Source organism: Arthrobacter sp. NicSoilC5 (assembly GCF_019977395.1).
Lineage (GTDB): Bacteria > Actinomycetota > Actinomycetes > Actinomycetales > Micrococcaceae > Arthrobacter.
Window position 1 is genome coordinate 1,778,976 of the sequence record NZ_AP024660.1, and the last position, 24,088, is coordinate 1,803,063.

The window sequence follows — 24,088 nt, forward strand, 5'->3', positions numbered from 1 at the left end:
GGTGGGAGGTCCCGCATTCTGCGTTTATTGGGTTTTAGAAGTCGGGGATCTGCGTGCCGTCCTGGGGACCGTTCTGGCCGGCAGGCTTGCCGGCGGCGGCTGCTGCTTCCTCGCGCTGCTTGGCCACATGGGCGTGAACCTCGTCCATGTCCAGCGCCTTCACGGCGTCCACCACCTGTTCCAGCTGCTGGGCATTGAGGGCGCCGGGCTGGGAGAACACCAGCACCTTTTCACGGAAGGCCATCAGCGTGGGAATGGAGGTTATGCCTGCCTCCGCGGCGAGCTGCTGCTCCGCTTCGGTGTCCACCTTGGTGAAGAGGACGTCCGGGTGCTTCTCGGAGACTGACGAGTAAGTGGGGCCGAACTGCTTGCAGGGGCCGCACCATTCTGCCCAGAAATCGACCAGGACAATGTCGTTTCCTTCAATCGTCGATGCGAACTGTTCACCTGTGATGTCAAGGGTAGCCATGTGTCCACGGTACGCGTCCGGCCGGGGACTGTCGCGGTTGTTCGCTCCCCGCGTCATTGGGAATACCGGGAAGGACGACGGCGGCCGCCGGGTTCAGGCGGTGGCATGCCAGAGATGCGGGGCCGGGGTGCGGCTGCCGGGCAGGGCACTTGAGGCCCGCCATTCGTGGATCCATTCGGGAAGGACCAGGTCCGCCGGCGGGGCGCCGAACTCCTCAAGGATGTCTTCCTGGCTGACCGGGCCCGTCCTGGTGACCAGCCGGGTGGCGATATAGGCACGCGCGTAGATTTCGCCGTCGGACACCATGCGCTGCTCGAAGAAGATCGCCTTGGTGTCCAGCCCGATGATGCGGGTCTCGATGGCGTACTCCTGCCACAGCTGCAGGGATTTGCGGAAGGAAATGGTCTCCGCGGACACCACCGGGCTCCAGCCGCGGCGGCGCATCCGCTTCCAGACGCCGCTGCGCACCATCAGGTCGAACCGGCCCAGGTCCATCAGGGACAGGTACATGCCGTTGTTGACGTGCATGGCGATGTCGATGTCCGTGGGCAGGACGCGCAGGGGCAGGGACGACGGGTCCCACACCGCCAACGGCGGACGGCGGCCGGAGCGGAAGAGCATAAGGAGGGTTCTCAGGAGCAGGTGCATGCCTCAATGTTACCCGCCGGTAACATTTTGCGGGAGGGCGGGCCGTACCCCCGCCCCGTAGGATTTCCTGCATGACGCAGCAACGCTACCGGGCCCTGGCGGAGTGGCCTTTGATGGCTACCGCCCTGGTGTTCCTGGCCGCGTACGCCTGGCAGGTGATCGGCCGGATCGAAGGCACAGGAGCGGACTGGCTCGAGGGCGCCATGTGGGTCACCTGGTGCGTCTTTGTCCTGGACTACGCGGCAAACCTGTGGCTGGCGGAAAACCGCAGGCAGTGGTTCGTCCGGAACCTGCACGAGCTGGTGATCGTGGCCCTGCCGTTCTTCCGCCCCCTGCGGCTGCTGCGCCTGGTGACGCTGTTGTCCGTGCTGCACCGGACCGTGGGCGAAACGCTGCGCGGCCGGGTGGTCACCTACGTGGCGGCGTCCGCGGCATTGCTGGTTTTCGTGGGGGCCCTGGCCGTGCTGGACGTGGAACAGTGGGCACCCGACGCCAAGATCACCACATTCGGTGACGCCCTGTGGTGGGCCACCGCCACCATCACCACCGTGGGCTACGGGGACATGTACCCCGTGACGCCCATCGGCCGCCTGGTGGCCACAGCTCTCATGATGAGCGGGATCGCGGTCCTCGGTGTGGTGACGGCGTCCATCGCCTCCTGGCTGGTCCAAAGGGTGGAAGACACAGCCGAAACGGTGGCCGAGGCCGTGGAGGAACCGGTGCGGGCCGAGGTGGCCGAGCTGGTCAGCGAGATCGCCCTGCTGCGGCGGGAGATCGCGGAACTGCGGGAACGCCGGCCCCTTTAACGGCAAGTATCCAACGTTCCAGCGTCGAGTAGCGACCCCGTTCCGGGCGAGTAGCGGGCCAGCAAAATCGGGTAACCCCTACTGGTGCCCCTGCGTTGCCCCATTCCTAGACTCGGGATTCCTAGGACCAACACGCACTGGCAGGTCCCCCGGGTGGCTTCCGGGAGCTCCTGCCGTCACGCGGAGCCCCGCATTTTCTGGGTATGCGGATGCCTCCAACCTGCGCCGCTTCCGACTCCGGCCCCCGCCGGAGCCGGCGGCGCAATAACATCTCGCTTCGTCCAGCGTCCTGGTGTGCACGCAGCGCCCCGGCGGGACCGAACACTGATGGGCAACCCATGAACCAGCCTTCCCTCCCCTCCCCCGACGGCACCAGCAGAAGCTTCGCCACCGACGAACCCCGCACCGACCTCACCACCGGCCGGCCGGTCATCAGCAACAAACTATGGGCCGGCATGGCCACGGCAGCGGTGGTGGCGGCTGTGGGCGTCGGCGCCATGGCGGCGCCCCCCGCGTCCCTCAACGGGAGCACGACGGCGGCGGCGCAGGTAGCAGAGGCACCCGCGCCGCCGTCGGCAAGCAGCGCCGACCCAACACCTCCTGCAGCCGCTCCCGGCGCGGCGGAAGCAGTGGCAGCGCAGGCGGCCGCTCCGGCCGCCGAAGCGCCGGCCCCACCGGCCGACCCGGCTCCGGCTCCGCCACCCGCAGCACCTGAGCCTGCGCCCGCACCGGTCCCCGAACCTGCCGGCGACCCCAACCTGTACACGGTGGTCCCGGGCGACACCGTCGGGGCGATCGCGGCCAGCCATGGCGTGGACATGAATGCCATGCTCGCGGCCAACGGATTGAGTGCCTACAGCTTCATCTACCCGGGCGAAACGCTCCTGTTGACGGGCCCGCCGATCGCAGTTGCCGAGCCTGCTCCTGCTCCGGCTGCCGCGCCCGCCCCCGCAGCGGCACCGGTTGCTGCGCAGGCATCCGCTCCGGCCGCCGTTGCGCCGGCGGCTCCTGCCGTCCGGACCATCTACGTGGCCGGTTCGGGTGGCCAGTCCATGGTGGACGCCTGCATCGGGCCCATCCACTACACCCCCAATGACGGCTACTCCCTGTTCATCACCGAACACGATTTCTGCGGTGGCTGGGCCCGGTTCTCAGGAATCGGCGTGGGTGAGACCGTGAGCATCCCGGGTTACGGAACGTACACGGTGACCGGGCGCGGCACAGTGCCAAATCCCGGAACCACCAATGACGTCATCTCGGTGTTCGGCGGCTTTCCCCGGGCGATCCTGCAGACCTGCATTCCGGGGACCAGCACCATGCTCCTGGTCGCGCTGAACTGAAATTCCGGGATTCATAAGCTTGTCCGCGGATCCGGGCCTTCAAGGGCCGGATCCGCGGACAAGCCAATGATGCGCCAGTGGCACGCTACACGCCGTGGCGTTCTGAAATGTGTTCCACCAGTTCGCCCACGCGCTGTTCGGAGTAGTTGCGGGCAATATCGCCCTGGCTGATGATGCCTACCAGTTTGTGGTCCGAGATCACCGGAAGCCTGCGGACCTGGTGCTGCTCCATCATGTCGATGGCTGCATCAACGTTGGCGTCGGCGTCGATGCAGAACGGCTTGCCGGCAGCGAGCTCGCGGGCCATCATCTGGCTGGGGTCGCGGCCGGCGGCAACGCACTTGAGCACGATGTCACGGTCAGTGATCATGCCCTTCAGCTTGCCGTCGTCACCGCAAATGGGAAGCGCTCCGCAGTCGAGGTCCATCATCATGCGGGCCGCGTCCGTCAGTGACTCTGTTTCCCTGACGCACCGCGCGTCAGTGGTCATGAATTCACGTACAGCACTCATTGAATCCTCCTTCATCGATGGATTATCGACGCAGGGCATCGGAGCACATGCGCCGATGCTGCCAGATTACGCCCGCACCAACATGGTGTCGACGGCGGATGGAGCGTTGCCGCCACTTCCCTTCCAACGCCCCATCACCTCCCGCCGCTTCCCTTCCAACGCCCCATCACTTCCCGGCGCTTCCGCGCCGATGCCCCAGCAGATTTGGTGAAGCGCGCCGACATACTGCCGCGGCCACGTGCCCTGCGGACTGCGGGATACGCGGGAAGTGATGGCGCGTCCCCGGATCCGGGACCGGACGTGATCGCGCGTCCCCTGGGATTGGGACGGGAAGTGATCGCGGGTCCCCGGATCCGGGACGGGAAGTGATCGCGCGTCCCCGGATCCGGGACGGGACGTGATCGCGCGCCCCCGGGATTGGGACGGGACGTGATCGCGCGTCCCCGGGATTGGGACGGGACGTGATCGCGCGTCCCCGGATCCGGGACCGGACGTGATGGCGCGTTCGGGGCGGGAACGAAAAAGCCTCCGGAACCTGATGGTTCCGGAGGCTTCTCCTTGGGTGGCAGATGAGGGATTCGAACCCCCGTAGGCGTTGCCAGCTGATTTACAGTCAGCCCCCTTTGGCCGCTCGGGTAATCTGCCGAACTTCAAAAGAAGTACCCGCCGATGCAGTGGGCGGAAGGGTCCGTTTCCGGTCCTTCCCGCTTCAGTAACCGCGGGCAAGACAACTTTACAGAACTTCCGGCGAAGAATCGAATCGGGCCCTCCATGGCCGCAAAACCAGCAAAACGGCGGGGTATTTCGGCCCTTAGGCCTCCCCCAGGATCCGTCCAGCCAGCTTGGCTTCGAAGCTGAGCGCCTGCTCCTCGGTGATCTGGTTGAGCTGCACAGCCCGCTGGAGGTCGGCACGGACCCCGTCCATCCGGGCAGAGGCATCCGCCACGGGACTGAAGACAATTGAGGCCGCCACTGCAGCCGCCGCCACCGAGGACGCTGCGGCAGCCACCGCCCCTGCTGCCGTACTGGTGCTCCGGGTAACGTAACGGGCGGCTTTGCGGTGCATGGTGTTCCCTTCAACTGCGGTCCAACTGCTCCAACTCTCGCCAGCCCTCCTTCGTTCCCCCGGTGCGTCCGCTGAGAGGGAACTGTGAATGGGCCGCCCCCACCGGCCCGGCCATCCGTATTAGGCTGGATGCCAGTGATCCAGGCCCTGTATCCGCACGGGGCTCCCATCAACAAAGGAGAGTCATGGCAGGCGAGTCAACGTTCGACGTCGTAAGCAAAGTGGACAAGCAGGAAGTGGCCAACGCGCTCAACCAGTCCCAGAAGGAAATCGCCCAGCGCTATGACTTCAAGGGCGTGGGCGCCGAGATCGACTTCAGCGGCGAGAAGATCCTCATGAAGGCCAACTCGGAAGAGCGCGTCAAAGCCGTCCTGGACGTTTTCCAGTCCAAGCTGATCAAGCGCGGCATCTCGCTGAAGTCCCTGGACGAGGGGGAACCCTACGCCTCGGGCAAGGAGTACCGCCTGGAGGCCTCCATCAAGGAAGGCATTGCCCAGGACCTGGCCAAGAAGATCAACAAGCTCATCCGCGATGAAGCACCCAAGTCGGTCAAGTCGCAGATCCAGGGCGACGAACTGCGCGTTTCCTCCAAGTCGCGTGACGACCTGCAGGCCACCATGGCGCTGCTGAAGGACTTCGAGGAAGCAGACCTGCAGTTTGTGAACTTCCGCAGCTAGTGACCCGCCGCCGTCGTTTTCGACACGGAGAAAGTTACACGCCACGCCTAGAGGCCGGTGCACCCCGCATTCCGGGTGCGCCGGCCTTTTGCATGTCGCCCCCGCTTTACGCGGCGCGGAGCTGCCAGGGCGCTTGGGGCCCGGAGTTTGGGGCCCGGGGGGGTAACCTGGGGACAATTACGGCACGTTTAGTTTGCGTAATCGACGGCGCCGGGTAATCTCTTCCTTAGGCCTGCCTAAGTAAGGGCAGCCTGAGCGAAAGAACACTCCATGACTGCCAACTTCCTGATCGGCCTGCGCGAAGGACTCGAAGCCACCCTGGTGGTGGTCCTCCTCATGGCCTACCTGGCCAAAACGGACCGCCGCCATCTCATTCCCCGGTTGTGGGTGGGCGTGGCAGCGGCCGTTGCAGTGTCCGTTGCCTTCGGCGCCCTGCTGACCTTCGGCCCCAAAGGCCTCACCTTCGAAGCGCAGGAGGCCATCGGCGGCACCCTGTCCATCGCCGCCGTCGGCCTGGTGACGTGGATGGTCTTCTGGATGGCACGCACCGCACGAACCCTGGGCAGCGACCTGAAATCCCGCGTGGACAGGTCCGCGGGCGGAGCAGGTTGGGGGCTGGCCGTCGTGGCCGCCATCGCGGTGGGACGCGAGGGCCTGGAAACAGCCCTCTTCCTCTGGGCAGCAGCCAAGGCCACGGGCGAATCCACCCAGCCGCTCATCGGCGCCCTCCTGGGCCTGGCCGCCGCGGCCGGCTTCGGCTACCTGCTGCACCGGGGCGTCCTGAAAGTGAACCTCTCGCGTTTCTTCACCTGGACCGGCGCGGCCCTGATCATCATCGCCGGCGGCGTGCTGTCCTACGGGATCCATGACCTCCAGGAAGCCGGACTGCTCCCGGGCCTGCACTCCCTGGCCTTTGACATCAGCGGCGCCGTCCCGCCGTCGTCCTGGTACGGCACCCTGCTCAAGGGCACCCTCAACTTCTCCCCCGCCACCACCTGGCTGGAGGCCGGAGCCTGGCTGCTCTACGTGCTGCCCGTGCTGTTCCTGTACCTCCGGATCAACCGCAAAGCACCGCCCGGCCCTGCCGGCTCCCACAACACTGCCGTCAAGGCCGTAGCCGCCGCCTAAATCCCCCTCACCCGCACCAAAGGAATCCCCATGCCTGGCTTCACCCTGCCCAAAAACGCCCGCGTCCCCGGGACGAAGATCGCTTCCCTGGCCGCCGCCGTCGTCGCCGTGCCGTTGATCCTCACGGGCTGCACGGACAACACCAAGGCCCCGGACACTGCCGGGGGCGCCATTGACGTCGTCAGCTCGAACAGCGAATGCAAGGTCTCCGCCACCAGCGTGCCCAGCGGCAACCTCACGTTCTCGGTCAAGAATGAGGGTACCGAAGTCACGGAGTTCTACCTGCTGGCCGCGGACGGGCTGCGCATCCTTGGCGAGGTGGAGAACATCGGCCCGGGCCTGAGCCGCAACCTGGTGGTGACCGCACCCGCCGGCACCTACACCACCGCGTGCAAGCCCGGCATGGAAGGCGACGGGATCAGGGCTGCGCTGGAGGTCACCCCGTCCGGCAACCAGCGGCCGGCGGACGCGGATTTCCAGCACCTCCTCGACACCGCCACCACGCAGTACGCGTCCTACGTCAAGGACCAGGGCGAACAGCTGCTCACCGGGACCGAGCAGTTCGCCGCGGCCTTCGCTGCCGGTGACGCGGCGACGGCGCGCGGGCTGTACGCCGCAACGCGCCAGCACTGGGAGCGGATTGAGCCCGTCGCCGAGTCCTTCGGGGACCTGGACCCGCAGCTTGACGCCCGCGAGGCCGATCTCGAGCCGGGCCAGGAGTGGACCGGGTGGCACCGCGCCGAGAAGGACCTGTTCCCGCCCGCCGGCTACACGGCGTTGACCGCCGCCGAGCGCTCAGCCATCGCCGACCGCATGGTGGCCGACACCAAGGACCTCGTTGAGCGCACCCGCACGCTGGAGATCTCCGCGGACATGCTGGGCAACGGCGCCAAGGAGCTCCTGGATGAAGTTGCCACCGGAAAAGTGACAGGTGAAGAGGAAATCTGGTCGCACACGGACCTTTGGGACTTCCAGGCGAACGTGGACGGTGCCCGCATCGCGTTCGAAAACCTCAAGCCGGCCCTGCAGCAGAAGGACGCCGCCCTGGCCGCGTCGCTGGATGAGAAGTTCGCCGCGCTGCAGGCCGAACTCGCCACCCATGCCCAGGGTGCCGCCTTCACCTCCTACGACAAGCTGACGCCGGAACAGGTCCAGCGGCTGGCCTCCCTGGTGGACGCCCTTGGGGAGCCCCTGTCCCGGCTGACGGCGGCGGTGGTCCTGTGACCGGCTGCCCGTTCAGCGGCCGGGCGCCGGAGGCATCGGAGCCAACCACCGGGCCCGCTTCCGCCCAGGCACCGTTGGACCCCGCCGTAGGGGAACGGCCGACGGCGGGCGCACGTCTGAGCAGGCGCGGACTGTTTGGCATCGCCGGACTGGGCGGGGCTGCGGCAGGACTGGCGGCCGGCTTCCTTGGCCACGACGCGGTGGCGGCCTCCGCGGCACCTCCCGCCGCCGACAGTCCGGTGGTCCCCTTCCACGGGGACCACCAGGCCGGCATCACCACCCCCGCCCAGGACCGCCTGCACATGGCCGCGTTCGACGTCACCACCACCAAACGCGACGAGCTCATCCAGCTGCTCAAGGACTGGACACGCGCGGCCGAAGCCCTGACCGAAGGCCGCCCTGCCGGCGCAACCGGCGCGGTGGATGGCCCCTACGGCGCTCCGCCCGAGGACACCGGCGAGGCCCTGGACCTCAACGCGGGCAAGCTGACCCTGACCTTCGGCTTCGGCGCCGGCCTGTTCGAGAAGGACGGCGTGCCCCGGTTTGGCCTGGACGGCCGGCGGCCCGAGGCCCTGATCGACCTGCCGCACTTCCCCGGCGACGACCTGGACCCCGCCCGCAGCGGCGGCGACCTGGTGGTCCAGGCCTGCGCCGACGACCCCCAGGTTGCCGTCCACGCCATCCGGAACCTGGCCAGGATCGGGTTCGGAAAGGTCCGGGTGCGGTGGTCCCAGCTGGGATTCGGCCGGACCTCATCCACCACCCGTGCCCAGCAGACCCCTCGGAACCTCTTCGGCTTCAAGGACGGCACCAACAACCTCAAGGTCGAGGACGACCAACTGCTGGACCAGCACGTGTGGGCCACGGCCGGCCGGCCTGAAGATGCCTGGCTGGCGGGCGGCAGCTACCTGGTGGCGCGGCGGATCCGGATGCACATCGAGACCTGGGACCGGACGTCGCTGGGCGAGCAGGAGGGCCTGATCGGCAGGACCAAGGGCACGGGCGCACCCCTGTCCGGCGGCGAGGAATTCACCGAGCCCGACTTCACCCGGCAAGGCAAAGGCGGCAAACCCCTGATTCCGCTCGATTCCCACATGCGGATGGCCCACCCCAGCCAGAACAGCGGCGTCCGGATGCTGCGCCGGGGCTATAACTACACGGACGGTTCCGACGGCGTAGGCCACCTCGATGCCGGCCTGTTCTTCATCGCCTTCGTCACCGATCCCCGGAGCCACTACGTCCCCATGCAGATGGCAATGGCCAAGGGCGACACCCTGGCCGTGGAGTACCTGAAGCACACGGGGTCGGGGCTGTTCGCCGTTCCCGGCGGGGTGAAGCCCGGCGGATTCATCGGGGACGGGCTGTTCGCATAGCCGCTCGGGTGTCCGACGGCGGGGTCCCGGCTACTGCTGCCGGCCCGCCATCCGCTCCAGCCGGGCGATCCGGTCCCGCATGGGCGGGTGGGTGGCGAACAGCTTGTTCATGCCGCCGCCGCGGAACGGGTTGGCGATCATCAGGTGCGAGGCGTTGACCAGCCGCTGGTCCTGCGGCAAGGGCGCAAGGCTGACGCCGCGCTCAATCTTGGCCAGGGCTGAGGCGAGCGCCAGCGGATCGCCGGTGAGCTGCGAACCGTCCTCGTCGGCGTCGTACTCCCTGGTGCGGGAGATGGCCATCTGGATCAGCGACGCCGCGAAAGGCGCCAGCAGTGCCATGGCGATCATGGCCAGCGGGTTGGCGTTGCGCCGGTCTCCGCCCCCGAAGAACAGCAGCATCTGCCCCACCGAGGTGATCACGCCGGCGACCGCTGCGGCCACGGACGAGGTGAGGATGTCGCGGTTGTAGACGTGCATGAGCTCGTGGCCCAGGACTCCGCGGAGTTCGCGCGGGTCCAGCAGCTGCAGGATGCCCTCGGTGCAGCAGACGGCGGCGTTTTGCGGGTTGCGGCCGGTGGCGAAGGCGTTGGGGTTCATGGTGGGCGAGACGTAGATCCGCGGCATGGGCTGGTTGGCGCGCATGGAGAGCTCGCGGACAATCTGGTACAGCTGCGGCGCCTGGGCTTCGGTCACCGGGAAGGCCTGCATGGAGCGGATGGCGATCTTATCGCTGTTCCAGTACCCGTAGAACGTGGTGCCGACGCCGATCAGGGCCATGATCCAGATGGGCGCCGAACTGCGGGTGCCGACGCCGATGATCGCACCGAGGCCCAGCAGGACTGCCCACAGCACCCCGAAAAGCGCCGCGGTCTTCAGACCGTTGTGATGGTTGTGCACGTTTCCTCCTTGCTTAAGGAACGGCTTGCTAGGGCACCGGGTTCCGGGCGTCGTACTTCCGGAAACCGGGCTGCAGTTTCGCCGCCAGCCACGCCCCCGCGATGCACAGCGCACCGCCAACCAGCAGGACCCAGCCCTCATTCAAAAGCTTAGTCGCGCCGCCGGCCAGCAGGTCCCCGATCCGGGGGCCGCCGGCCACCACCACGATGAACACCCCCTGCAGGCGTCCACGCAGGTGGTCCGGGGCCGCGGCCTGAAGGATGGTGTTGCGGAAGACGCTGCTGATGGAGTCGGCGATCCCGGCCAGCGCGCAGCAGGCGGCGGCAGGCAGCAGCCACAGGGTGACGGCACCGTCCGGCGCGGGCCCGGCGAGCAGCACCACCAGGCCGAAGGCGCCAATGGACGCACCCCAGCCCATGACGGAAACCACGACGGCGGTCCCCTGGCGGCGCACGCTGCCCAGCGGACCGGAGAACAGCCCGGCCAGGAAGGCCCCGACGGCGGTGCAGGCCAGCAGGATGCCCACGGTCGCCTCGCCGCCGCCGATCATGAGGGCAGCGACGGCGGGGAGCAGCGCCCGCGGCTGGGCAAGGACCATGGCCACGAGGTCGATGATGAAGGTCATCCGGAGGTTGGGGCGCGTTCCCAGGAAGCGGAAACCCTCAACCACGGAACGAAGTCCCACTTTGCTGCGGGTTCCGGCTGGTGGCATGGGCGGAAGCCGGTAGACGGCCCAGAGGACGAACGCGAAGCTGGCGAAGTCGATGGTGTATGTCCAGCCGAACCCCAGCCACGCCACCAGGACGCCGGCCAGCAGCGGCCCGGCGGTCATGGCCAGGCCCAGGGACAGCATGCTCAGGGCGTTGGCCGCCGGCAGGAGTTCCTTGCGGATGAGCATCGGGATGATGGCACTGCGGGCCGGCTGGTTGATGGCCTGGGCCCCGCTTTGCAGCGCCACCAGCAGGTACAGCACCCACACGTTGCCCAGCTGCAGCCAGGCCTGCAGCGCGATCAGGCCGGTGGTCAGCCAGAGGACCGTGGAGGCCAGCAGGGCGATGCGCCGGCGGTCGTGCGCGTCCGCGATGGAGCCGCCCATCAGGCCGCCCACCACCAGGGGAACCAGCGCGAAGATGCCCAGCAGGCCAACGTAGAAGCTGTCCTGGGTCAGCCGGTACACCTCAAGGCTCACCGCCACCAGGGTGAGTTGGCTGCCGACGGCGGACACTGCCGATCCCAGCCACAGCCGGCGGAATGCGGGGCTTTCCTTGAGCGGCGTGACATCGGCAAGTATTTTCCCCACCCCGCAACACTAGCGGGCGACACGGAAAGGTAAGCCGAGCCTTATTGTGAGTTATTAATAATAAGTGTTTCAATGGAGCCATGACGGAGCACTTTGATGGCCAGGAAGCATGGGCTGCAGCCCTGCGCGCCCATGGCCGCAGGGTGACCAAGCAGCGGCTCGCTGTACTCGCCGCCGTCGAACGCCACCCCCACTCCCCTGCCGAAAGCATCCTCGCCGCCGCCCGGACGGAACTGCCGGAACTCACGGCGCAGTCCGTCTACGTGGTCCTCGGCGACCTGACGGACCTGCACATGCTGCGCCGGTTCGAGCCGCCGCACTCCCCCGCACTGTATGAAACGCGGGTGGGCGACAACCACCACCACGCCATCTGCATCAGTTGCGGCCGCGTGGAAGACGTGGACTGCGCCGTCGGCCACGCCCCCTGCCTTACACCGCACTGGAACCCGGACGCCAAGCCGATGACCATCCAGATTGCGGACGTCATGTACCAGGGCATCTGCCAGGAATGCCAGCAGGCCCAACAGCTACCTCCCCCCAGTCCCTCGCAAGAAAAAGAGAAATAGGAGAACAATGACTGCCGTTTCCACAACCCAGTCAGGTGCACCGGTTACGTCCGACGCACACTCGAAGTCAGTTGGTGCCGATGGTGCTATCATCCTGACTGACCACTACCTGGTGGAGAAGCTCGCCCAGTTCAACCGTGAGCGGGTTCCGGAGCGCGTAGTGCACGCCAAGGGCGGCGGCGCATTCGGTACGTTCAAGGCCACCGAGGACATCTCCAAGTACACCAAGGCAGCGTTCCTGCAGCCTGGCGTCGAGACCGAGATGCTGATCCGCTTCTCCTCCGTGGCCGGCGAGAACGGCTCCCCGGACACCTGGCGCGACCCCCGCGGTTTCGCCGTGAAGTTCTACACCACCGAGGGCAACTACGACCTCGTGGGCAACAACACCCCCGTCTTCTTCATCCGCGACGGCATCAAGTTCCCGGACTTCATCCACTCCCAGAAGCGCCTGCCCGGCACGCACCTGCGCGACGCCGACATGCAGTGGGACTTCTGGACCCTGTCCCCCGAGTCCGCCCACCAGGTCACCTGGCTGATGGGCGACCGCGGCCTGCCCGCCTCCTGGCGCGAGATGCAGGGCTACGGCTCGCACACCTACCAGTGGATCAACGCCGAGGGCGAGCGTTTCTGGGTCAAGTACCACTTCAAGTCCAACCAGGGCGTGAACTCCATGACCTCCGAGCAGGCCGAACAGCTTGCCGGCTCCGACGCGGACTTCTACATCCGCGACCTGTCCGAGAACATCGAAGCCGGCAACTTCCCGTCCTGGGACCTGCACGTGCAGGTCATGCCGTACGAGGATGCCAAGACCTACCGCTTCAACCCGTTCGACCTCACCAAGGTGTGGCCGCACGCGGACTACCCGCTGATCAAGGTGGGCACCATGGAGCTGAACAAGAACCCGGAGAACTACTTCGCGCAGATCGAGCAGGCCACCTTCGCGCCGTCGAACTTCGTGCCCGGCATCGCCGCTTCCCCGGACAAGATGCTGCAGGCCCGCATCTTCTCCTACGCGGACGCACACCGCTACCGCGTGGGCACCAACCACGCCCAGATCCCGGTGAACCAGCCCAAGAACCAGGTCAACAACTACAGCCAGGACGGCCAGGGACGTTTCCTCTTCAACGCCCCCTCCGTTCCGGTCTATGCGCCGAATACCTTTGGCGGCCCGGCTGCCGTTGAGCCGCAGAACCCGGCCGGCGGCTGGGAGAACGACGGCGAGCTGACCCTCGCCGCGCACTCCCTCCACGCCGAGGATGGCGACTTCGTTCAGGCCGGCGCGCTGTACCGCGAGGTCTACAACGAAGGTGAAAAGGCCCGTTTCCTGGAGACCATCACCGGTGCTGTGGGCGGCGTGAAGCGCTCCGACATCAAGGAACGTGCCATCCAGTACTGGACCAACGTCGACGCCGAGCTGGGCGCCAAGCTCCGCGCCAACCTCGGCGCCGGTGCCGCCCCGTCGGCTCCGGCTTCGGACGCTGAGTCCGCCAACAAGATCGGCTAGTCAGGCCTCCTGCCGGCTGAATTAAAGAACACCCCGTCACGGTCTTCCGTGGCGGGGTGTTCTGCTGTCCGGCTCCGGTTGTGCACATACGGCGCCGGGGATCTGGCCGGTTGGGGACGGCGGCCCTAGGCTCCGTAGATGAACACTTTCGCAGGCATTCCCCCGGAAGCCTTCCGCTTCTACGCGCAGCTGGAGGACAACAACAACCGCGACTGGTGGCTGGAACACAAAGCCACGTACGACGAATCAGTCAAGGAGCCCCTCACCCTCCTGCTCTCCGAGCTGGAGCCCGAGTTCGGACCTGCCAAGCTCTTCCGCCCCAACCGGGACATCCGATTCTCGCTGGACAAATCACCGTACAAGACCGCCCAGGGAGCCTTCGCCGCACGCCAGGAAGGCGTGGGTTTCTACCTTCAAATCAACGCAGACGGGCTGTTGATCGGCGGCGGCTACCACTCCCACACTCCCGCGCAGCTGGCCCGGTTCCGCGCGGCCGCTGACGCTTCCGCCAGCGGCGCAGCCCTGCAGGACATTGTGGATGCCGTGGCCGGGGCCGGTTTTGCCATCGAGGGTGAGAAGCTGAAAACCGTCCCGCGGGGTTTCGACAAGGACCATCCCCGCGCCGAACTGCTCAAGCACAAATCGCTGTCCGCGGGTGTCGAGGTGGGCCAGCCGGAGTGGGTGTCCACACCGGCCGCGAAGGAGCAGATCGCGGAACGCTGGCGGCAGCTGCGGCCGCTCGTGGAATGGGTGGGACGGTACGCGGCGCCGTGACCGGCCGGGAGCGCTGAACCGGGCTGTGCGGCAGCCGGAAATGCGGACCGCCCGGAAACGCGGCTGCCCGCCCGGCGCAGGCCGGGCGGGCAGGTCAACAGCGGGGGTTGCGGGCCGTCAGGTCCGGCTCAGTTCGTCCTCGTCTTCAGGCTCCGCGGCTTTCCGGGGAGCCGCGCCGGACGCGCCATTGACGCTCGCGTTGGCCTCGGCGAAACGCTCATTGAGCCGCGAGTGGCGCTGGCCGTAGGCGAAGTAGATGGCCAGGCCCAGCACCAGCCAGAAGGCGAAGAAGATCCAGGTCTCCACAGCGAGGTTGGTCATCAGGTAGAGGCACAGCACCGCAGAGACGATGGGCAGCACCTTGCCGAACGGAACCCGGAAGGCCGGCTTCAGGTCCGGGCGCTTCTTGCGGAGCACCAGGATGCCCAGGCTGACCACCACGAACGCGGACAGCGTACCGATGTTGATCATTTCCTCGAGCAGATCCACGTTGGTGAGGCCTGCAACCAGCGCCACCGCGGCACCGCAGATGACCTGGAGGCGCACGGGAGTGGACCGCTTGTCGCTGGTCTTGGACAGCGCCCGGGGCAGCAGGCCGTCGCGGCTCATGGCCAGCACCACGCGGGACAGGCCCATGAGGAGCACCATGATCACGGTGGTCAGGCCCACCAGGGAACCGAAGGCGATGACCTTGGCCGCGGAGGTGTCTCCCACTGCCTCGAAGGCCGTGGTGAGGGTGGGGCTCTTGGCTTCGGCAAGCTGGGTGTAGGACACCATGCCGGTCAGGGCCAGGGACACGAGGATGTAGAGCAGCGTGACCAGGGCCAGGCCGCCGAAGATGCCGCGGGGCAGCGTCTTCTGCGGGTTCTTCACTTCCTCTGCGGAGGTGGCCACCACGTCGAAGCCGATGAAGGCGAAGAACACCAGGGCGGCACCGGCGAAGATGCCCATGGTGCCGTACTGGGCAGGCGCAGCTCCGGTCAGGAAGCCAAAGAAGGACTGCTTCAGGACGTCCGCAGCGCCGGTGCCGCCCGTGGGCTCAGCTGCCGGAACGAAGGGGGTGTAGTTCTCGAACTTCACGTAGGTGAAGCCCACCACGATCACGAACAGCACCACCGCGATCTTGATCAGGGTGAAGACGTTGCCTACACGGGCGGAGAGCTTGGTGCCCAGCACCAGCAGCACGGTAAAGATGGCCACGATCAGGAATGCGCCCCAGTAGAGGTCCACGCCCCCCAGCGGGATGGCCGGCGGGATGTCCAGGCCGGTGAGGGCGAACACCTTGCTGAGGTAGATGCCCCAGTACTTGGCGATCACGGCGGCGGCGGTGAACAGTTCCAGGATCAGGTTCCAGCCGATGATCCAGGCAAGGAGCTCACCCATGGTGGCGTACGTGAAGACGTAAGCGGATCCCGCTACGGGAATGGCCGTGGCGAACTCGGCGTAGCACATGATGGCCAGCGCGCACGTGACGGCCGCAATCGCGAAGGACAGCGTAACGGCGGGACCTGCAAAGTTGGCGGCGGCCTTTGCGCCGACCGAGAAGATGCCGGCGCCGACAGCAACGGCGACGCCCATAATCATGAGGTCCCAGGTGCTGAGGGAACGCTTGAGCTTGCGTCCGGGCTCATCGGCGTCGGCAATCGACTGCTCGATGGATTTTGTCCGCAGAAGGTTCATTGGGGGTCACAATCCTGGTTTGTGAGGGAAACAGACCTATCAACGATACTGTCCATCCACTGGACGGTCCCAATCGTCCCGAATAGTGAGACGGTCCCGATGCCGAATATTCTTCCGCCAATGCACTCGGGGCCCTCCGAATGGAGAGCCCCGAGTGGCATTTGGTCGAACTTCCTAGGACGGCCAGTCCATCAGCGTTGACCGGATCAGGAAGCGTTTACCTTCAGGCGCTTCAACGGAAAAGCCGCTCCCTCTTCCCGGTACGACGTCGATGGTCAGATGGGTGTGGCTCCAGTAGTTGAACTGCTCCCGGGACATCCAAAACTCCAGCGGCAGGGGCTGCAGACCGTCCGAAAGGTCGAACAGCCCCAGCAGGACATCCGCGTCCCCCGTGATGAAGTCCCCGGCCGGATAGCACATGGGCGAGGACCCGTCGCAGCAGCCGCCGGACTGGTGGAACATGAGCGGGCCATGCTTGTCCCAAAGCATCCGGAGCAGATCCACGGCAGCCGGCGTGAGCGCGACCCGGGAGAAATCTTCCCCGGGCAGCGTCACGGCGGCAGCGAGCCCTTCAGCCGGCATCAGAACCTCAGCACCACGCGGCCGTCGATCTTGGCGTGCTTCATCTCATCGAGCACGGCATTGACCTCCGACAGCTCCCGCACGGACACCGTGGGGTGGATCTTCCCGCGGGCATAGAAGTCAAGGGCTTCCTCCATGTCCTGCCGGGTGCCGACGATCGAGCCGCGCACAGTCAGTCCCTTGAGCACAATCTCGAAGATCGGCGCCGGGAAATCCCCCGGCGGCAGTCCGTTGAACACGATGGTGCCGCCGCGGCGGGCCATCCCAATGGCCTGTCCGAACGCTGACGGGTGCACCGCAGTGACCAGGACTCCATGGCAGCCTCCTGTCTCCCGCTGGATTACTTCCACCGGGTCCTCATGCAGGGCGTTGACCGTGAGTTCAGCGCCGTGGGCCTTGGCCAGGGCCAGCTTGTCGTCGGCGATGTCCACGGCCGCAACCCGGAGTCCCATGGCCACGGCGTACTGGACCGCGATGTGCCCCAGGCCGCCGATGCCGGAAATGGTGACCCACTGGCCCGGCCGGGTCTCGGTCATCTTCAGCCCCTTGTAGACGGTGACGCCGGCGCAAAGCACCGGCGCCACCTCGACGGGGTCGGATCCCGCCGGTATGCGCGCCGCGAACCGGGAGTCCACCAGCATGTACTCCCCGAAGGAGCCGTCCACGCTGTACCCGCCATTCTGCTGCGCCTCGCACAGTGTTTCCCACCCCGTACGGCAGTACTGGCAGTCGCCGCAGGCTGACCACAGCCATGCGTTGCCCACCAGGTCACCGACGGCGAGGTCGGAAACTCCGTCGCCGAGGGCAACCACCTCGCCCACGCCTTCATGGCCGGGAACGAACGGAGGCGAGGGCTTGACCGGCCAGTCGCCTTCCGCTGCATGGAGGTCGGTGTGGCAGACGCCCGTGGTCAGGACCTTGACCAAGGCCTGTCCCGGCCCCGGCGTGGGAACGGCGATGTCCTTGACCGACAGGTCGGCGCCGAATTCGGTTACTACTGCTGCTTGCATTGTCGTCGTCATTGGCGAAATCCTTGCGTCGTTGTAGTGGTGCGGGCCTAGGCTTAGAAGAAGCCCAGCTTGTTTTCGTCGTAGCTGACCAGGAGGTTCTTGGTCTGCTGGTAGTGGTCCAGCATCATGGCGTGGTTCTCGCGCCCGATGCCTGAGGACTTGTAGCCGCCGAAGGCGGCGCCTGCCGGGTAGGCGTGGTAGTTGTTCACCCAGACGCGTCCGGCCTGGATCTCGCGGCCGGCGCGGTAGGCCACATTGCCGTTGCGGGACCAGACGCCGGCGCCCAGGCCGTACAGGGTGTCGTTGGCGATGCCCATGGCGTCGTTGTAGTCACTGAACCGGGTCACCGCCACCACGGGGCCGAAGATCTCCTCCTGGAAGATCCGCATCCGGTTGTGGCCCTCGAACACGGTTGGCTGGACGTAGAAGCCGCCGGCGAGGTCGCCCGGGAGTTCGGCACGGGCTCCGCCGGTGAGCACCTTGGCGCCTTCCTGCTTTCCGATGTCGATGTAGGACAGGATCTTCTCCAGCTGGTCGTTGGAGGCCTGCGCACCAACCTGAGTTTCGGTATCCAGCGGGTTGCCCTGGATCATCTTCTCCACCCGGGCCACGGCGTCGGCCATGAAGGACTCGTAGATGTCCTCCTGCACGAGGGCACGCGAGGGGCAGGTGCAGACTTCGCCCTGGTTGAAGGCGAACAGGGCAAAGCCCTCCTGGGCCTTGTCGTAGAAGGCGTCGTTTTCCTGGGCAACGTCGTTGAAGAAGATGTTGGGGCTCTTGCCGCCCAGTTCCAGGGTGACGGGGATGAGGTTCTGGCTGGCGTACTGGCTGATGAGCCGGCCCGTCGTGGTTTCACCGGTGAAGGCGACCTTCCGGATCCGGGAGCTGGAGGCCAGCGGCTTGCCGGCCTCGACGCCGAAGCCGTTGACCACGTTGATCACGCCGGCGGGCAGCAGGTCCCCGATGAGTTCCATCAGCACCAGGATGGATGACGGCGTCTGCTCGGCGGGCTTGAGCACCACGGTGTTGCCGGCAGCGAGCGCGGGGGCAAGCTTCCAGACGGCCATCAGGATGGGGAAGTTCCAGGGAATGATCTGGCCCACCACGCCGAGCGGTTCGTGAAAGTGGTAGGCGGTGGTGTTGTCATCGAGCTGGGACAGGCTGCCCTCCTGGGCGCGGACCGCGGAGGCGAAGTAGCGGAAGTGGTCCGAGGCCAGCGGCAGGTCGGCGTTGAGGGTTTCCCGCACGGGCTTGCCGTTGTCCCAGGTTTCGGCCACGGCGAGCATCTCGAGGTTCTCATCGATGCGGTCGGCGATCTTGTTCAGGATGGCGGCGCGTTCCGCCACGGAGGTCTTGCCCCAGGAGGGTGCGGCCTTGTGTGCCGCGTCCAGGGCGAGCTCGATGTCCTCGGCGGTGCCTCGGGCCACCTGGCAGAACGCCTTGCCCGTCACCGGGGTGATGTTCTCGAAGTACTGGCCCTTCACCGGGGCCACCCATTCGCCGCCAATCCAGTTCTCGTAGCGGTCCTTGAAGGTGACCTTCGAACCTTCGGTTCCCGGCTGCGCGTAAACGGTCATGTGCTTGGCTCCTTTGCTGTGCAGAAGGCTGGCCCATAGGGGCGCTCGCCGATGAAGCCAGCGTAGGAGCGGGGAGGTTGCAGCAAGGTTGCAACGATGCGACGCAGGTCACAACGGGCGCCGGCGGGGCCGGGTTTCAGGCGCGGAGTTCGGCTTCCAGCCGTTCCAGGTCGGCGACGACGGCGGCCCGCTTGGGTGAGCGCGGCGGCAGGAGGCGGAGCGCGGCGCGGCGGATGACGACGTCGTCCCTTGCCTCCGGGAGCGCAGCGTACTTGAGCAGGGACTCGGCGCTGCCGTCCGTGAGGACCGCTTCCCGGAGCAGGGAGGACACCCTGCTCCTGAGGTCGAGAATGCCTGGCGCTTCCGAGCGCGGAAGCACCTCACCCCGGTAGATCTCGAGGGCGATGCGGTGCGCACCGCGCTGCAGGCAGCTGAGCACCTGGCCGGTATCCGGCACCAGATCCAGCGGGAGCCGGTACGGGCGGGAGCCGGGGACAGCGTCGGGACTCAGCTGCTGAATGACCTTGCGCAGCCGGACCATCTCGGCCCGGAGCGTGATGGTGGAGCCCTCCCCCGGGTACAACAGCAAGCCCAGTTCCTCGGCGCTGAGCCCTTCCGGATGCGCGCTCAGCAGGGCCAGGATCTCGCTGTGCCGCGCGGACAGGGAAACGGTCCTGCCGCCCAGGCTCAGCAAGGCCTGGTCGCGGCCCAGCAACTGCAGGCTGTTCCGGTAGAGGCTGCCTTCGACGCCGCCCTGCCCTTGCCTGGCGGCTGCGGCCGGGGACCGTCGTCGTACAGGTTTCCTGGCGAGCTCCGCCGCAAGCTGCAGGCGCTCCACCCGCAGCTGCGCCTGGGCGGCAGCAACGGTGGCCTCCACCAGCGACAGCGTGTGAGGCGCCACCGCGGTGGCCGTCCCGGTGATGTCCACGACGCCGAGCACGGCAGCTGAGTCGGGGTCATGGAAGGGGACGGCGGTGCAGCTCCAGGGGTGGACTGCCCGCTGGTAGTGCTCGGCGCCGGCGATCTGGATGCCCCTGCCCAGGGCAAGGGCGGTGCCCGGAGCGCTGGTGCCGACGCTGGCCTCGGACCAGTCGGCGCCGGGGACGAACATCATGCCTTCGGCCCGGCGTTGGAGGGTAGGGTCGCCATCCACCCACAGCAGCCTGCCCACCTCGTCACCCACCGCAACCAGGAGCCCGCTGTCATGGCTGGGCTGGACCAGGAGTTTGTTGATGACCGGCATGATCGCGGCCAGGGGATGCTGCCGCCGGTAGTCCTCCAGCTGCTCCCAGTCGAAAGCCAGCGGCGCGGCCGCGTTGTCCGGGTTGGCCTTGAAGCTTGCCGACCGCTGCCAGGACTCCTTGATGAGGTTGCGCAGCCCGGGGATCTCGGGGGTGAGGTTGCCGGGGTCCGAGCCCAGGCGCTCGTGGCCGGCCAGCGCGGCACGCTGGCGCGGTTCAGGGTGGAGCAGGTTCGTCATCGAACTCCCGTTCCGGAGTCTTGTCCGGCTGTGCAGGGCTGGAGGGTGGCCAAGTCAGCATAGCTGGACAACAACCCTCTGTCACCGGCCTGCCCGGACCAGCTCTTCCAGGGCGTCCGCGCCCGCCGCTGCTCCCCCGGCGGCCGCGTAGCCCTCCGCCACCCGTCGCGCCCCCGGCGCCTTGCCCAGGGCCTGGTGGACGGCTTCCCGGAGCCGCTCCGGAGTGAGGCGCTTCCGGCTGAGCCGCACGCCGGCGTCGGCCGCCACTACCCTTGCGGCTACCTCGTGCTGGTCGCGGCCGAACGGGACCACCACCACGGGCACTCCCTTTGAGAGGGCCTTCTGCGTTGCCCCCATGCCGCCATGGGTGATGGCAACGGCGGCGCGGTCGAGGACAGGGCCGTGCGGCACGAAATGTTCCAGCCGGGCATTGGACGGAACGGGCTGGAAGCGGTCCAGGCCGGACGCCCTGGCGGCACCCGCAGAGCCGGCCTGGGCAGCAGGCAACGTGGCGACGACGGTATAGGGCTCCCCGGCCAGGGCTGCCAGGGCGGTCCGGACAATGGCGTCATCGGCCTGGTACTCGGAGGACGTGGTCACCAGGACGACCGGGGCGGTGGCCTCCCCGAGCCAGGTAGGATTTTCGGCCGGCGGCTCCCAGTCCAGGGCGCCGATCATGCGCACATCCGGAGCCCAGTCCGGGTGCGGATATTCGAACGGCCCGGCGGTGGCCACCAGCATCAGCGGGGCGGTGCGGAACATGGAGTCGGCGCCGGTGACCGGGGGAAGCATGCCGCCGGAGATGTCGTCCCGCAGGGCGTTGATCCGGGGCAGCATCAGCTTTTCGACGGCGCCAATCACCAGGCGCCGCACCACCGCATCCCGGGCCATGCCGAGCGGCCCCGGCAAAGGAGCCAGTCCCGGCCCGAACGGGGGCGTACCCCTTGACGGCAGCGGCGGGGTGTAGGGGCTGAAGGTTGCCCACGGCAGCCCCGAGTGTTCTGCAAATATTCGGGCACCCCAGGCGTTGATGTCGATCAGCAGCAGGTCCGGCCTGATCCCGGCAATGGCCCGTTGCAGGTCCGGGGCATCGAACCGGGCACGGGCCGCGAAGGTCTCAACACTGGAGGCCAGGGCAGCCTTGGCGTTTGTGGCGCGGTAGTCCGTGGCCTCGATCGCAAGAATTCTGCCGTCCACCGGCCCGGCGTGGAACCCTGACTCCGTGAGCTGGGGAACCTGCCGTGGCAGGGTGCGGATGTGGACATCATGGCCTCGGGCCTTGAGTTCCTCGAGCAGCGGAACCATGGGGAAGAGGTGTCCGATGGCGGGCGAGGTGTAGGCAAGGACGGTGGACATCAGGGCCTCCGCGTGAAGGTTTCCAGCATTTCGAGCAGGGAGCGGGCCACCTGGCCGCGGCTGAGCCCGGCGTCCAGGCGCAGGAGCTTCCAGGTGTAGACGTCGCAGAGGGCGACGAACTGGGCCAGCCGGCGGTCGTGGTCGGGGCTGCCCTTCAGGGGGTCGAGGAAGGGGGCGAAAACGCGGCGGCACCATTCGCGGTGCAGGCGGCGCGCTCCCCCGGTGATTTCCGCCAGGACGGGGGAGGTTTGTTCCTCGGCGAGCAGCTTCAGGGCCAGCGCGCCGGTGGTTTCGTAGTGTTCCAGGAGGTTGTCGACGGCGGCGGGCACGTCGCCGGGAGGAACGGCGCTGCGCTGGTTGTCCACCCGGGCCGTGGCCGCCTTGGCGCTGGCGTCGATGAGGCCGGCGCGGTCCCCGAACCTGCGGATGATGGTCTGGACGGTGACGCCGGCGCGGGCAGCCACCGCGCCCAGGGTGACGTCGGCGAGCGGCCCCTCCATGAACAGGTCTTCGGTGGCCTGCAGGATCCGCCGCCCGGTTTCCTGCGCGGAGGTGGCCCGTTTTGGGGAGCTGTAGGGACGGGTTCCGGCCCCGGCCATATTCATGTTAATGAGACTAACTCGAATACTCCGCCAGGGGTAGGGGTCAGCCGCGGGAAATGCGGATCATCTCCTCGCGCGGCACCACCTTGATGCGCTCGCGGACCACGTGGTCCAGGCCCTCAGGTCCGGTCCAGGCGGCACCCAGTCCCGCCTCGTGGGCGTCGAGCTTGTTCCACCCTTCCCAGGTGGTGTATTCGATGCCGCGCTCTTCCAGCAGGTCGATGATGGCCTGGGGATCCGGGTTCCTGGCCGCCGGGAGGGTGAGCCGGTCCTCCAGCAGGAAGCCGATGGTCTCCAGCGCATCGCCCTTGGTGTGGCCGATCAGGCCCACAGGTCCGCGCTTGATCCAGCCCGTGGTGTAGATGCCCGGAACGGGGTTGCCGTCGGCGTCGAGGACCCGGCCGCCTTCGTTCGGGATGACGCCCCGCTTGGCGTCGTACTCCAGTTCGTCCAGCGCGGAGCCGTGGTAGCCGATGGCCCGGTAGACAGCCTGGACAGGGTATTCAACGTACTCCCCGGTGCCCTTGGCGTTGCCGGTCCCGTCCAGCTGCATGCGCTCGAACTTGATGCCGCCCACCTTGCCCGTGCCGTCGTCGAGCACTTCAACGGGGCTGTGCAGGAAGTGCAGGTGCAGCCTGCGGGACGAGGGGTTCTCCGACTCCGCATGCTCCTCCACCAGCCAGTTGGTGAGGGTGTTCACCATGGTCTTGACCTGGTTGTTGGTGCGGATTGCCTCGTCCGAGGCGTCGTCGAATTCAAAATCCTCGGGGTAGAGGACGATGTCGACGTCGTCCATGTGGCTCAGTTCCCGCAGTTCCAGCGGGGTGAACTTGACCTGGGCGGGGCCGCGGCGGCCGAAGACGTGGACATCCGTCACCGGGGACGCCTTCAGGCCGGCGTAGACGTTGTCCGGGATCTCGGTGGTGAGCAGTTCCTCGGGGTGCTTGACCAGCATGCGGGCCACGTCCAGGGCCACGTTGCCGTTGCCGATGACCGCGATTTCCTTTGCCTCCAGCGGCCACTCGCGGGGCACGTCCGGGTGGCCGTCATACCAGGACACAAAGTCGGCACCGCCGAAGGAGCCGCGCAGATTGATGCCCGGAATGTCCAGGTCAGCGTCCTTGATGGCGCCCGTGGAGAAGATCACGGCGTCGTAGAAGGCCCGGAAATCGTGCAGCGTGAGGTCCCGGCCGTAGGTGACGTTGCCCAGGAACCGGATGTCGCCCCGGTCCAGGACCTTGTGCAGGGCGTTGACGATGCCCTTGATCCGGGGATGGTCCGGGGCCACGCCGTACCTGATCAGGCCGTAGGGTGCCGGGTAGGCCTCGAAGAGGTCGATGCTGACCTGGAAGTCGCCGTCCTTGACCCCGCTGGACTTGGTGAGGATGTCCGCAGCATAGACTCCTGCCGGTCCCGCGCCGATAATGGCGACGCGGAGGGGACGGTTGGCGGCGGTTTCGCTGTGATTGGACACCGGGAACCCTTCTGAACTGGTCCTGCTCATGTTTCATGAGGGTG

General features: G+C 67.1%; 23 protein-coding genes and 1 tRNA gene. 9 read left to right on the forward strand and 15 right to left on the reverse strand.

Annotation, left to right across the window (positions count from 1 at the left end; all coding sequences use genetic code 11):
* Nucleotides 1-34: 34 nt before the first annotated feature.
* Both LDO22_RS08335 and LDO22_RS08340 read right to left on the reverse strand, forming a co-directional pair.
* Nucleotides 35-469 (reverse strand): thioredoxin family protein, encoded by a 435-nt coding sequence (locus LDO22_RS08335; protein ID WP_159631251.1) that lies wholly within the window; start codon nucleotides 467-469, stop codon nucleotides 35-37.
* Nucleotides 470-562: 93 nt separating this feature from the next.
* Complete coding sequence (locus tag LDO22_RS08340) at nucleotides 563-1,117, reverse strand: acyl-CoA thioesterase (RefSeq protein ID WP_224026714.1); 555 nt, start codon at nucleotides 1,115-1,117, stop codon at nucleotides 563-565.
* Nucleotides 1,118-1,188: 71 nt separating this feature from the next.
* Between LDO22_RS08340 and LDO22_RS08345 the strand changes: the two genes are divergently transcribed.
* Together LDO22_RS08345 and LDO22_RS08350 are read left to right on the forward strand one after the other, a co-directional pair.
* Nucleotides 1,189-1,923, forward strand: coding sequence for a potassium channel family protein (locus LDO22_RS08345; protein WP_224026715.1), 735 nt, complete (start codon nucleotides 1,189-1,191; stop codon nucleotides 1,921-1,923).
* Nucleotides 1,924-2,261: 338 nt separating this feature from the next.
* Complete coding sequence (locus tag LDO22_RS08350; protein ID WP_224026716.1) at nucleotides 2,262-3,263, forward strand: LysM peptidoglycan-binding domain-containing protein; 1,002 nt, start codon at nucleotides 2,262-2,264, stop codon at nucleotides 3,261-3,263.
* A gap of 85 nt (nucleotides 3,264-3,348) precedes the next feature.
* On the opposite strand, the gene LDO22_RS08355 is transcribed toward LDO22_RS08350, so the two are convergent.
* The 3 genes from LDO22_RS08355 to LDO22_RS08365 all read right to left on the reverse strand — a co-directional run bounded on the left by LDO22_RS08355 (nucleotide 3,349) and on the right by LDO22_RS08365 (nucleotide 4,840).
* Complete coding sequence (locus LDO22_RS08355) at nucleotides 3,349-3,774, reverse strand: CBS domain-containing protein (protein ID WP_224026717.1); 426 nt, start codon at nucleotides 3,772-3,774, stop codon at nucleotides 3,349-3,351.
* 563 nt (nucleotides 3,775-4,337) lie between these two features.
* Nucleotides 4,338-4,419: transfer RNA gene (locus LDO22_RS08360), tRNA-Tyr, on the reverse strand.
* A gap of 166 nt (nucleotides 4,420-4,585) precedes the next feature.
* Nucleotides 4,586-4,840 carry a hypothetical protein gene (locus tag LDO22_RS08365; protein ID WP_224026718.1) on the reverse strand — a complete coding sequence of 85 codons (255 nt, stop codon included), beginning with the start codon at nucleotides 4,838-4,840 and terminating at the stop codon, nucleotides 4,586-4,588.
* Between the two features lie 185 nt (nucleotides 4,841-5,025).
* On the opposite strand from LDO22_RS08365, the gene LDO22_RS08370 reads away from it, so the two are divergent.
* The 4 genes from LDO22_RS08370 to efeB all read left to right on the forward strand — a co-directional run bounded on the left by LDO22_RS08370 (nucleotide 5,026) and on the right by efeB (nucleotide 9,242).
* Nucleotides 5,026-5,517, forward strand: coding sequence for a YajQ family cyclic di-GMP-binding protein (locus LDO22_RS08370; RefSeq protein ID WP_159631240.1), 492 nt, complete (start codon nucleotides 5,026-5,028; stop codon nucleotides 5,515-5,517).
* A gap of 270 nt (nucleotides 5,518-5,787) precedes the next feature.
* Nucleotides 5,788-6,645: an iron uptake transporter permease EfeU gene (efeU, locus tag LDO22_RS08375; RefSeq protein WP_224026719.1), complete on the forward strand. Its 858-nt coding sequence runs from the start codon at nucleotides 5,788-5,790 to the stop codon at nucleotides 6,643-6,645.
* Between the two features lie 30 nt (nucleotides 6,646-6,675).
* Nucleotides 6,676-7,869 (forward strand): iron uptake system protein EfeO, encoded by a 1,194-nt coding sequence (efeO, locus tag LDO22_RS08380; protein WP_224026720.1) that lies wholly within the window; start codon nucleotides 6,676-6,678, stop codon nucleotides 7,867-7,869.
* 74 nt (nucleotides 7,870-7,943) lie between these two features.
* Complete coding sequence (gene efeB, locus LDO22_RS08385; RefSeq protein ID WP_224027198.1) at nucleotides 7,944-9,242, forward strand: iron uptake transporter deferrochelatase/peroxidase subunit; 1,299 nt, start codon at nucleotides 7,944-7,946, stop codon at nucleotides 9,240-9,242.
* 30 nt (nucleotides 9,243-9,272) lie between these two features.
* Here the strand turns inward: efeB and htpX are convergent, their stop codons facing one another.
* Nucleotides 9,273-10,139 carry a zinc metalloprotease HtpX gene (htpX, locus tag LDO22_RS08390; protein WP_159631232.1) on the reverse strand — a complete coding sequence of 289 codons (867 nt, stop codon included), beginning with the start codon at nucleotides 10,137-10,139 and terminating at the stop codon, nucleotides 9,273-9,275.
* A gap of 28 nt (nucleotides 10,140-10,167) precedes the next feature.
* Entirely contained in the window at nucleotides 10,168-11,439 is a 1,272-nt protein-coding gene (locus LDO22_RS08395) for an MFS transporter (RefSeq protein WP_224026721.1), read from the reverse strand.
* 80 nt (nucleotides 11,440-11,519) lie between these two features.
* On the opposite strand from LDO22_RS08395, the gene LDO22_RS08400 reads away from it, so the two are divergent.
* The 3 genes from LDO22_RS08400 to LDO22_RS08410 all read left to right on the forward strand — a co-directional run bounded on the left by LDO22_RS08400 (nucleotide 11,520) and on the right by LDO22_RS08410 (nucleotide 14,283).
* Nucleotides 11,520-12,005 carry a Fur family transcriptional regulator gene (locus LDO22_RS08400; protein ID WP_224026722.1) on the forward strand — a complete coding sequence of 162 codons (486 nt, stop codon included), beginning with the start codon at nucleotides 11,520-11,522 and terminating at the stop codon, nucleotides 12,003-12,005.
* A 7-nt stretch (nucleotides 12,006-12,012) separates the two neighbouring features.
* Nucleotides 12,013-13,509, forward strand: coding sequence for a catalase (locus tag LDO22_RS08405; protein ID WP_224026723.1), 1,497 nt, complete (start codon nucleotides 12,013-12,015; stop codon nucleotides 13,507-13,509).
* 138 nt (nucleotides 13,510-13,647) lie between these two features.
* On the forward strand, nucleotides 13,648-14,283 hold the full coding sequence (locus tag LDO22_RS08410) for a DUF2461 domain-containing protein (protein ID WP_224026724.1): 636 nt from the start codon (nucleotides 13,648-13,650) through the stop codon (nucleotides 14,281-14,283).
* Between the two features lie 117 nt (nucleotides 14,284-14,400).
* Here LDO22_RS08410 and LDO22_RS08415 read toward each other — a convergent pair whose 3' ends face one another.
* The 8 genes from LDO22_RS08415 to LDO22_RS08450 all read right to left on the reverse strand — a co-directional run bounded on the left by LDO22_RS08415 (nucleotide 14,401) and on the right by LDO22_RS08450 (nucleotide 24,044).
* A complete protein-coding gene (locus LDO22_RS08415) occupies nucleotides 14,401-15,963 on the reverse strand; it encodes an amino acid permease (protein WP_224026725.1) in 1,563 nt (520 codons plus the stop codon).
* Nucleotides 15,964-16,137: 174 nt separating this feature from the next.
* Entirely contained in the window at nucleotides 16,138-16,545 is a 408-nt protein-coding gene (locus LDO22_RS08420) for a DUF779 domain-containing protein (RefSeq protein WP_159631220.1), read from the reverse strand.
* Nucleotides 16,545-17,567, reverse strand: a complete 1,023-nt coding sequence (gene adhP / locus LDO22_RS08425) for an alcohol dehydrogenase AdhP (protein ID WP_224026726.1) — start codon at nucleotides 17,565-17,567, stop codon at nucleotides 16,545-16,547. The genes LDO22_RS08420 and adhP overlap by 1 nt, the downstream gene beginning before the upstream one ends.
* 41 nt (nucleotides 17,568-17,608) lie before the next feature.
* Nucleotides 17,609-19,132: an aldehyde dehydrogenase family protein gene (locus LDO22_RS08430; RefSeq protein ID WP_224026727.1), complete on the reverse strand. Its 1,524-nt coding sequence runs from the start codon at nucleotides 19,130-19,132 to the stop codon at nucleotides 17,609-17,611.
* 136 nt (nucleotides 19,133-19,268) lie between these two features.
* Nucleotides 19,269-20,612, reverse strand: a complete 1,344-nt coding sequence (locus LDO22_RS08435) for a helix-turn-helix domain-containing protein (RefSeq protein ID WP_224026728.1) — start codon at nucleotides 20,610-20,612, stop codon at nucleotides 19,269-19,271.
* Between the two features lie 81 nt (nucleotides 20,613-20,693).
* On the reverse strand, nucleotides 20,694-21,968 hold the full coding sequence (locus tag LDO22_RS08440) for a nucleotide disphospho-sugar-binding domain-containing protein (RefSeq protein ID WP_224026729.1): 1,275 nt from the start codon (nucleotides 21,966-21,968) through the stop codon (nucleotides 20,694-20,696).
* Nucleotides 21,968-22,573 carry a TetR/AcrR family transcriptional regulator gene (locus LDO22_RS08445; RefSeq protein ID WP_224026730.1) on the reverse strand — a complete coding sequence of 202 codons (606 nt, stop codon included), beginning with the start codon at nucleotides 22,571-22,573 and terminating at the stop codon, nucleotides 21,968-21,970. Before LDO22_RS08445 ends, LDO22_RS08440 begins: the two co-directional genes overlap by 1 nt.
* Nucleotides 22,574-22,613: 40 nt before the next feature.
* Nucleotides 22,614-24,044 carry an FAD-dependent oxidoreductase gene (locus tag LDO22_RS08450; RefSeq protein ID WP_224026731.1) on the reverse strand — a complete coding sequence of 477 codons (1,431 nt, stop codon included), beginning with the start codon at nucleotides 24,042-24,044 and terminating at the stop codon, nucleotides 22,614-22,616.
* Between the last annotated feature and the right edge of the window lie 44 nt (nucleotides 24,045-24,088).

Coding starts and splice junctions, on each gene's coding strand:
- LDO22_RS08405 (WP_224026723.1), top strand. CDS start 12,013: ATGACTGCCGTTTCCACAACCCAGTCAGGTGCACCGGTTACGTCCGAC.
- LDO22_RS08415 (WP_224026725.1), bottom strand. CDS start 15,963: ATGAACCTTCTGCGGACAAAATCCATCGAGCAGTCGATTGCCGACGCC.
- LDO22_RS08370 (WP_159631240.1), top strand. CDS start 5,026: ATGGCAGGCGAGTCAACGTTCGACGTCGTAAGCAAAGTGGACAAGCAG.
- LDO22_RS08410 (WP_224026724.1), top strand. CDS start 13,648: ATGAACACTTTCGCAGGCATTCCCCCGGAAGCCTTCCGCTTCTACGCG.
- LDO22_RS08420 (WP_159631220.1), bottom strand. CDS start 16,545: ATGCCGGCTGAAGGGCTCGCTGCCGCCGTGACGCTGCCCGGGGAAGAT.
- LDO22_RS08430 (WP_224026727.1), bottom strand. CDS start 19,132: ATGACCGTTTACGCGCAGCCGGGAACCGAAGGTTCGAAGGTCACCTTC.
- efeU (WP_224026719.1), top strand. CDS start 5,788: ATGACTGCCAACTTCCTGATCGGCCTGCGCGAAGGACTCGAAGCCACC.
- LDO22_RS08440 (WP_224026729.1), bottom strand. CDS start 21,968: ATGTCCACCGTCCTTGCCTACACCTCGCCCGCCATCGGACACCTCTTC.
- efeO (WP_224026720.1), top strand. CDS start 6,676: ATGCCTGGCTTCACCCTGCCCAAAAACGCCCGCGTCCCCGGGACGAAG.
- LDO22_RS08335 (WP_159631251.1), bottom strand. CDS start 469: ATGGCTACCCTTGACATCACAGGTGAACAGTTCGCATCGACGATTGAA.
- LDO22_RS08365 (WP_224026718.1), bottom strand. CDS start 4,840: ATGCACCGCAAAGCCGCCCGTTACGTTACCCGGAGCACCAGTACGGCA.
- LDO22_RS08435 (WP_224026728.1), bottom strand. CDS start 20,612: ATGACGAACCTGCTCCACCCTGAACCGCGCCAGCGTGCCGCGCTGGCC.
- adhP (WP_224026726.1), bottom strand. CDS start 17,567: ATGACGACGACAATGCAAGCAGCAGTAGTAACCGAATTCGGCGCCGAC.
- LDO22_RS08340 (WP_224026714.1), bottom strand. CDS start 1,117: ATGCACCTGCTCCTGAGAACCCTCCTTATGCTCTTCCGCTCCGGCCGC.
- LDO22_RS08355 (WP_224026717.1), bottom strand. CDS start 3,774: ATGAGTGCTGTACGTGAATTCATGACCACTGACGCGCGGTGCGTCAGG.
- LDO22_RS08400 (WP_224026722.1), top strand. CDS start 11,520: ATGACGGAGCACTTTGATGGCCAGGAAGCATGGGCTGCAGCCCTGCGC.
- LDO22_RS08350 (WP_224026716.1), top strand. CDS start 2,262: ATGAACCAGCCTTCCCTCCCCTCCCCCGACGGCACCAGCAGAAGCTTC.
- LDO22_RS08345 (WP_224026715.1), top strand. CDS start 1,189: ATGACGCAGCAACGCTACCGGGCCCTGGCGGAGTGGCCTTTGATGGCT.
- LDO22_RS08445 (WP_224026730.1), bottom strand. CDS start 22,573: ATGAATATGGCCGGGGCCGGAACCCGTCCCTACAGCTCCCCAAAACGG.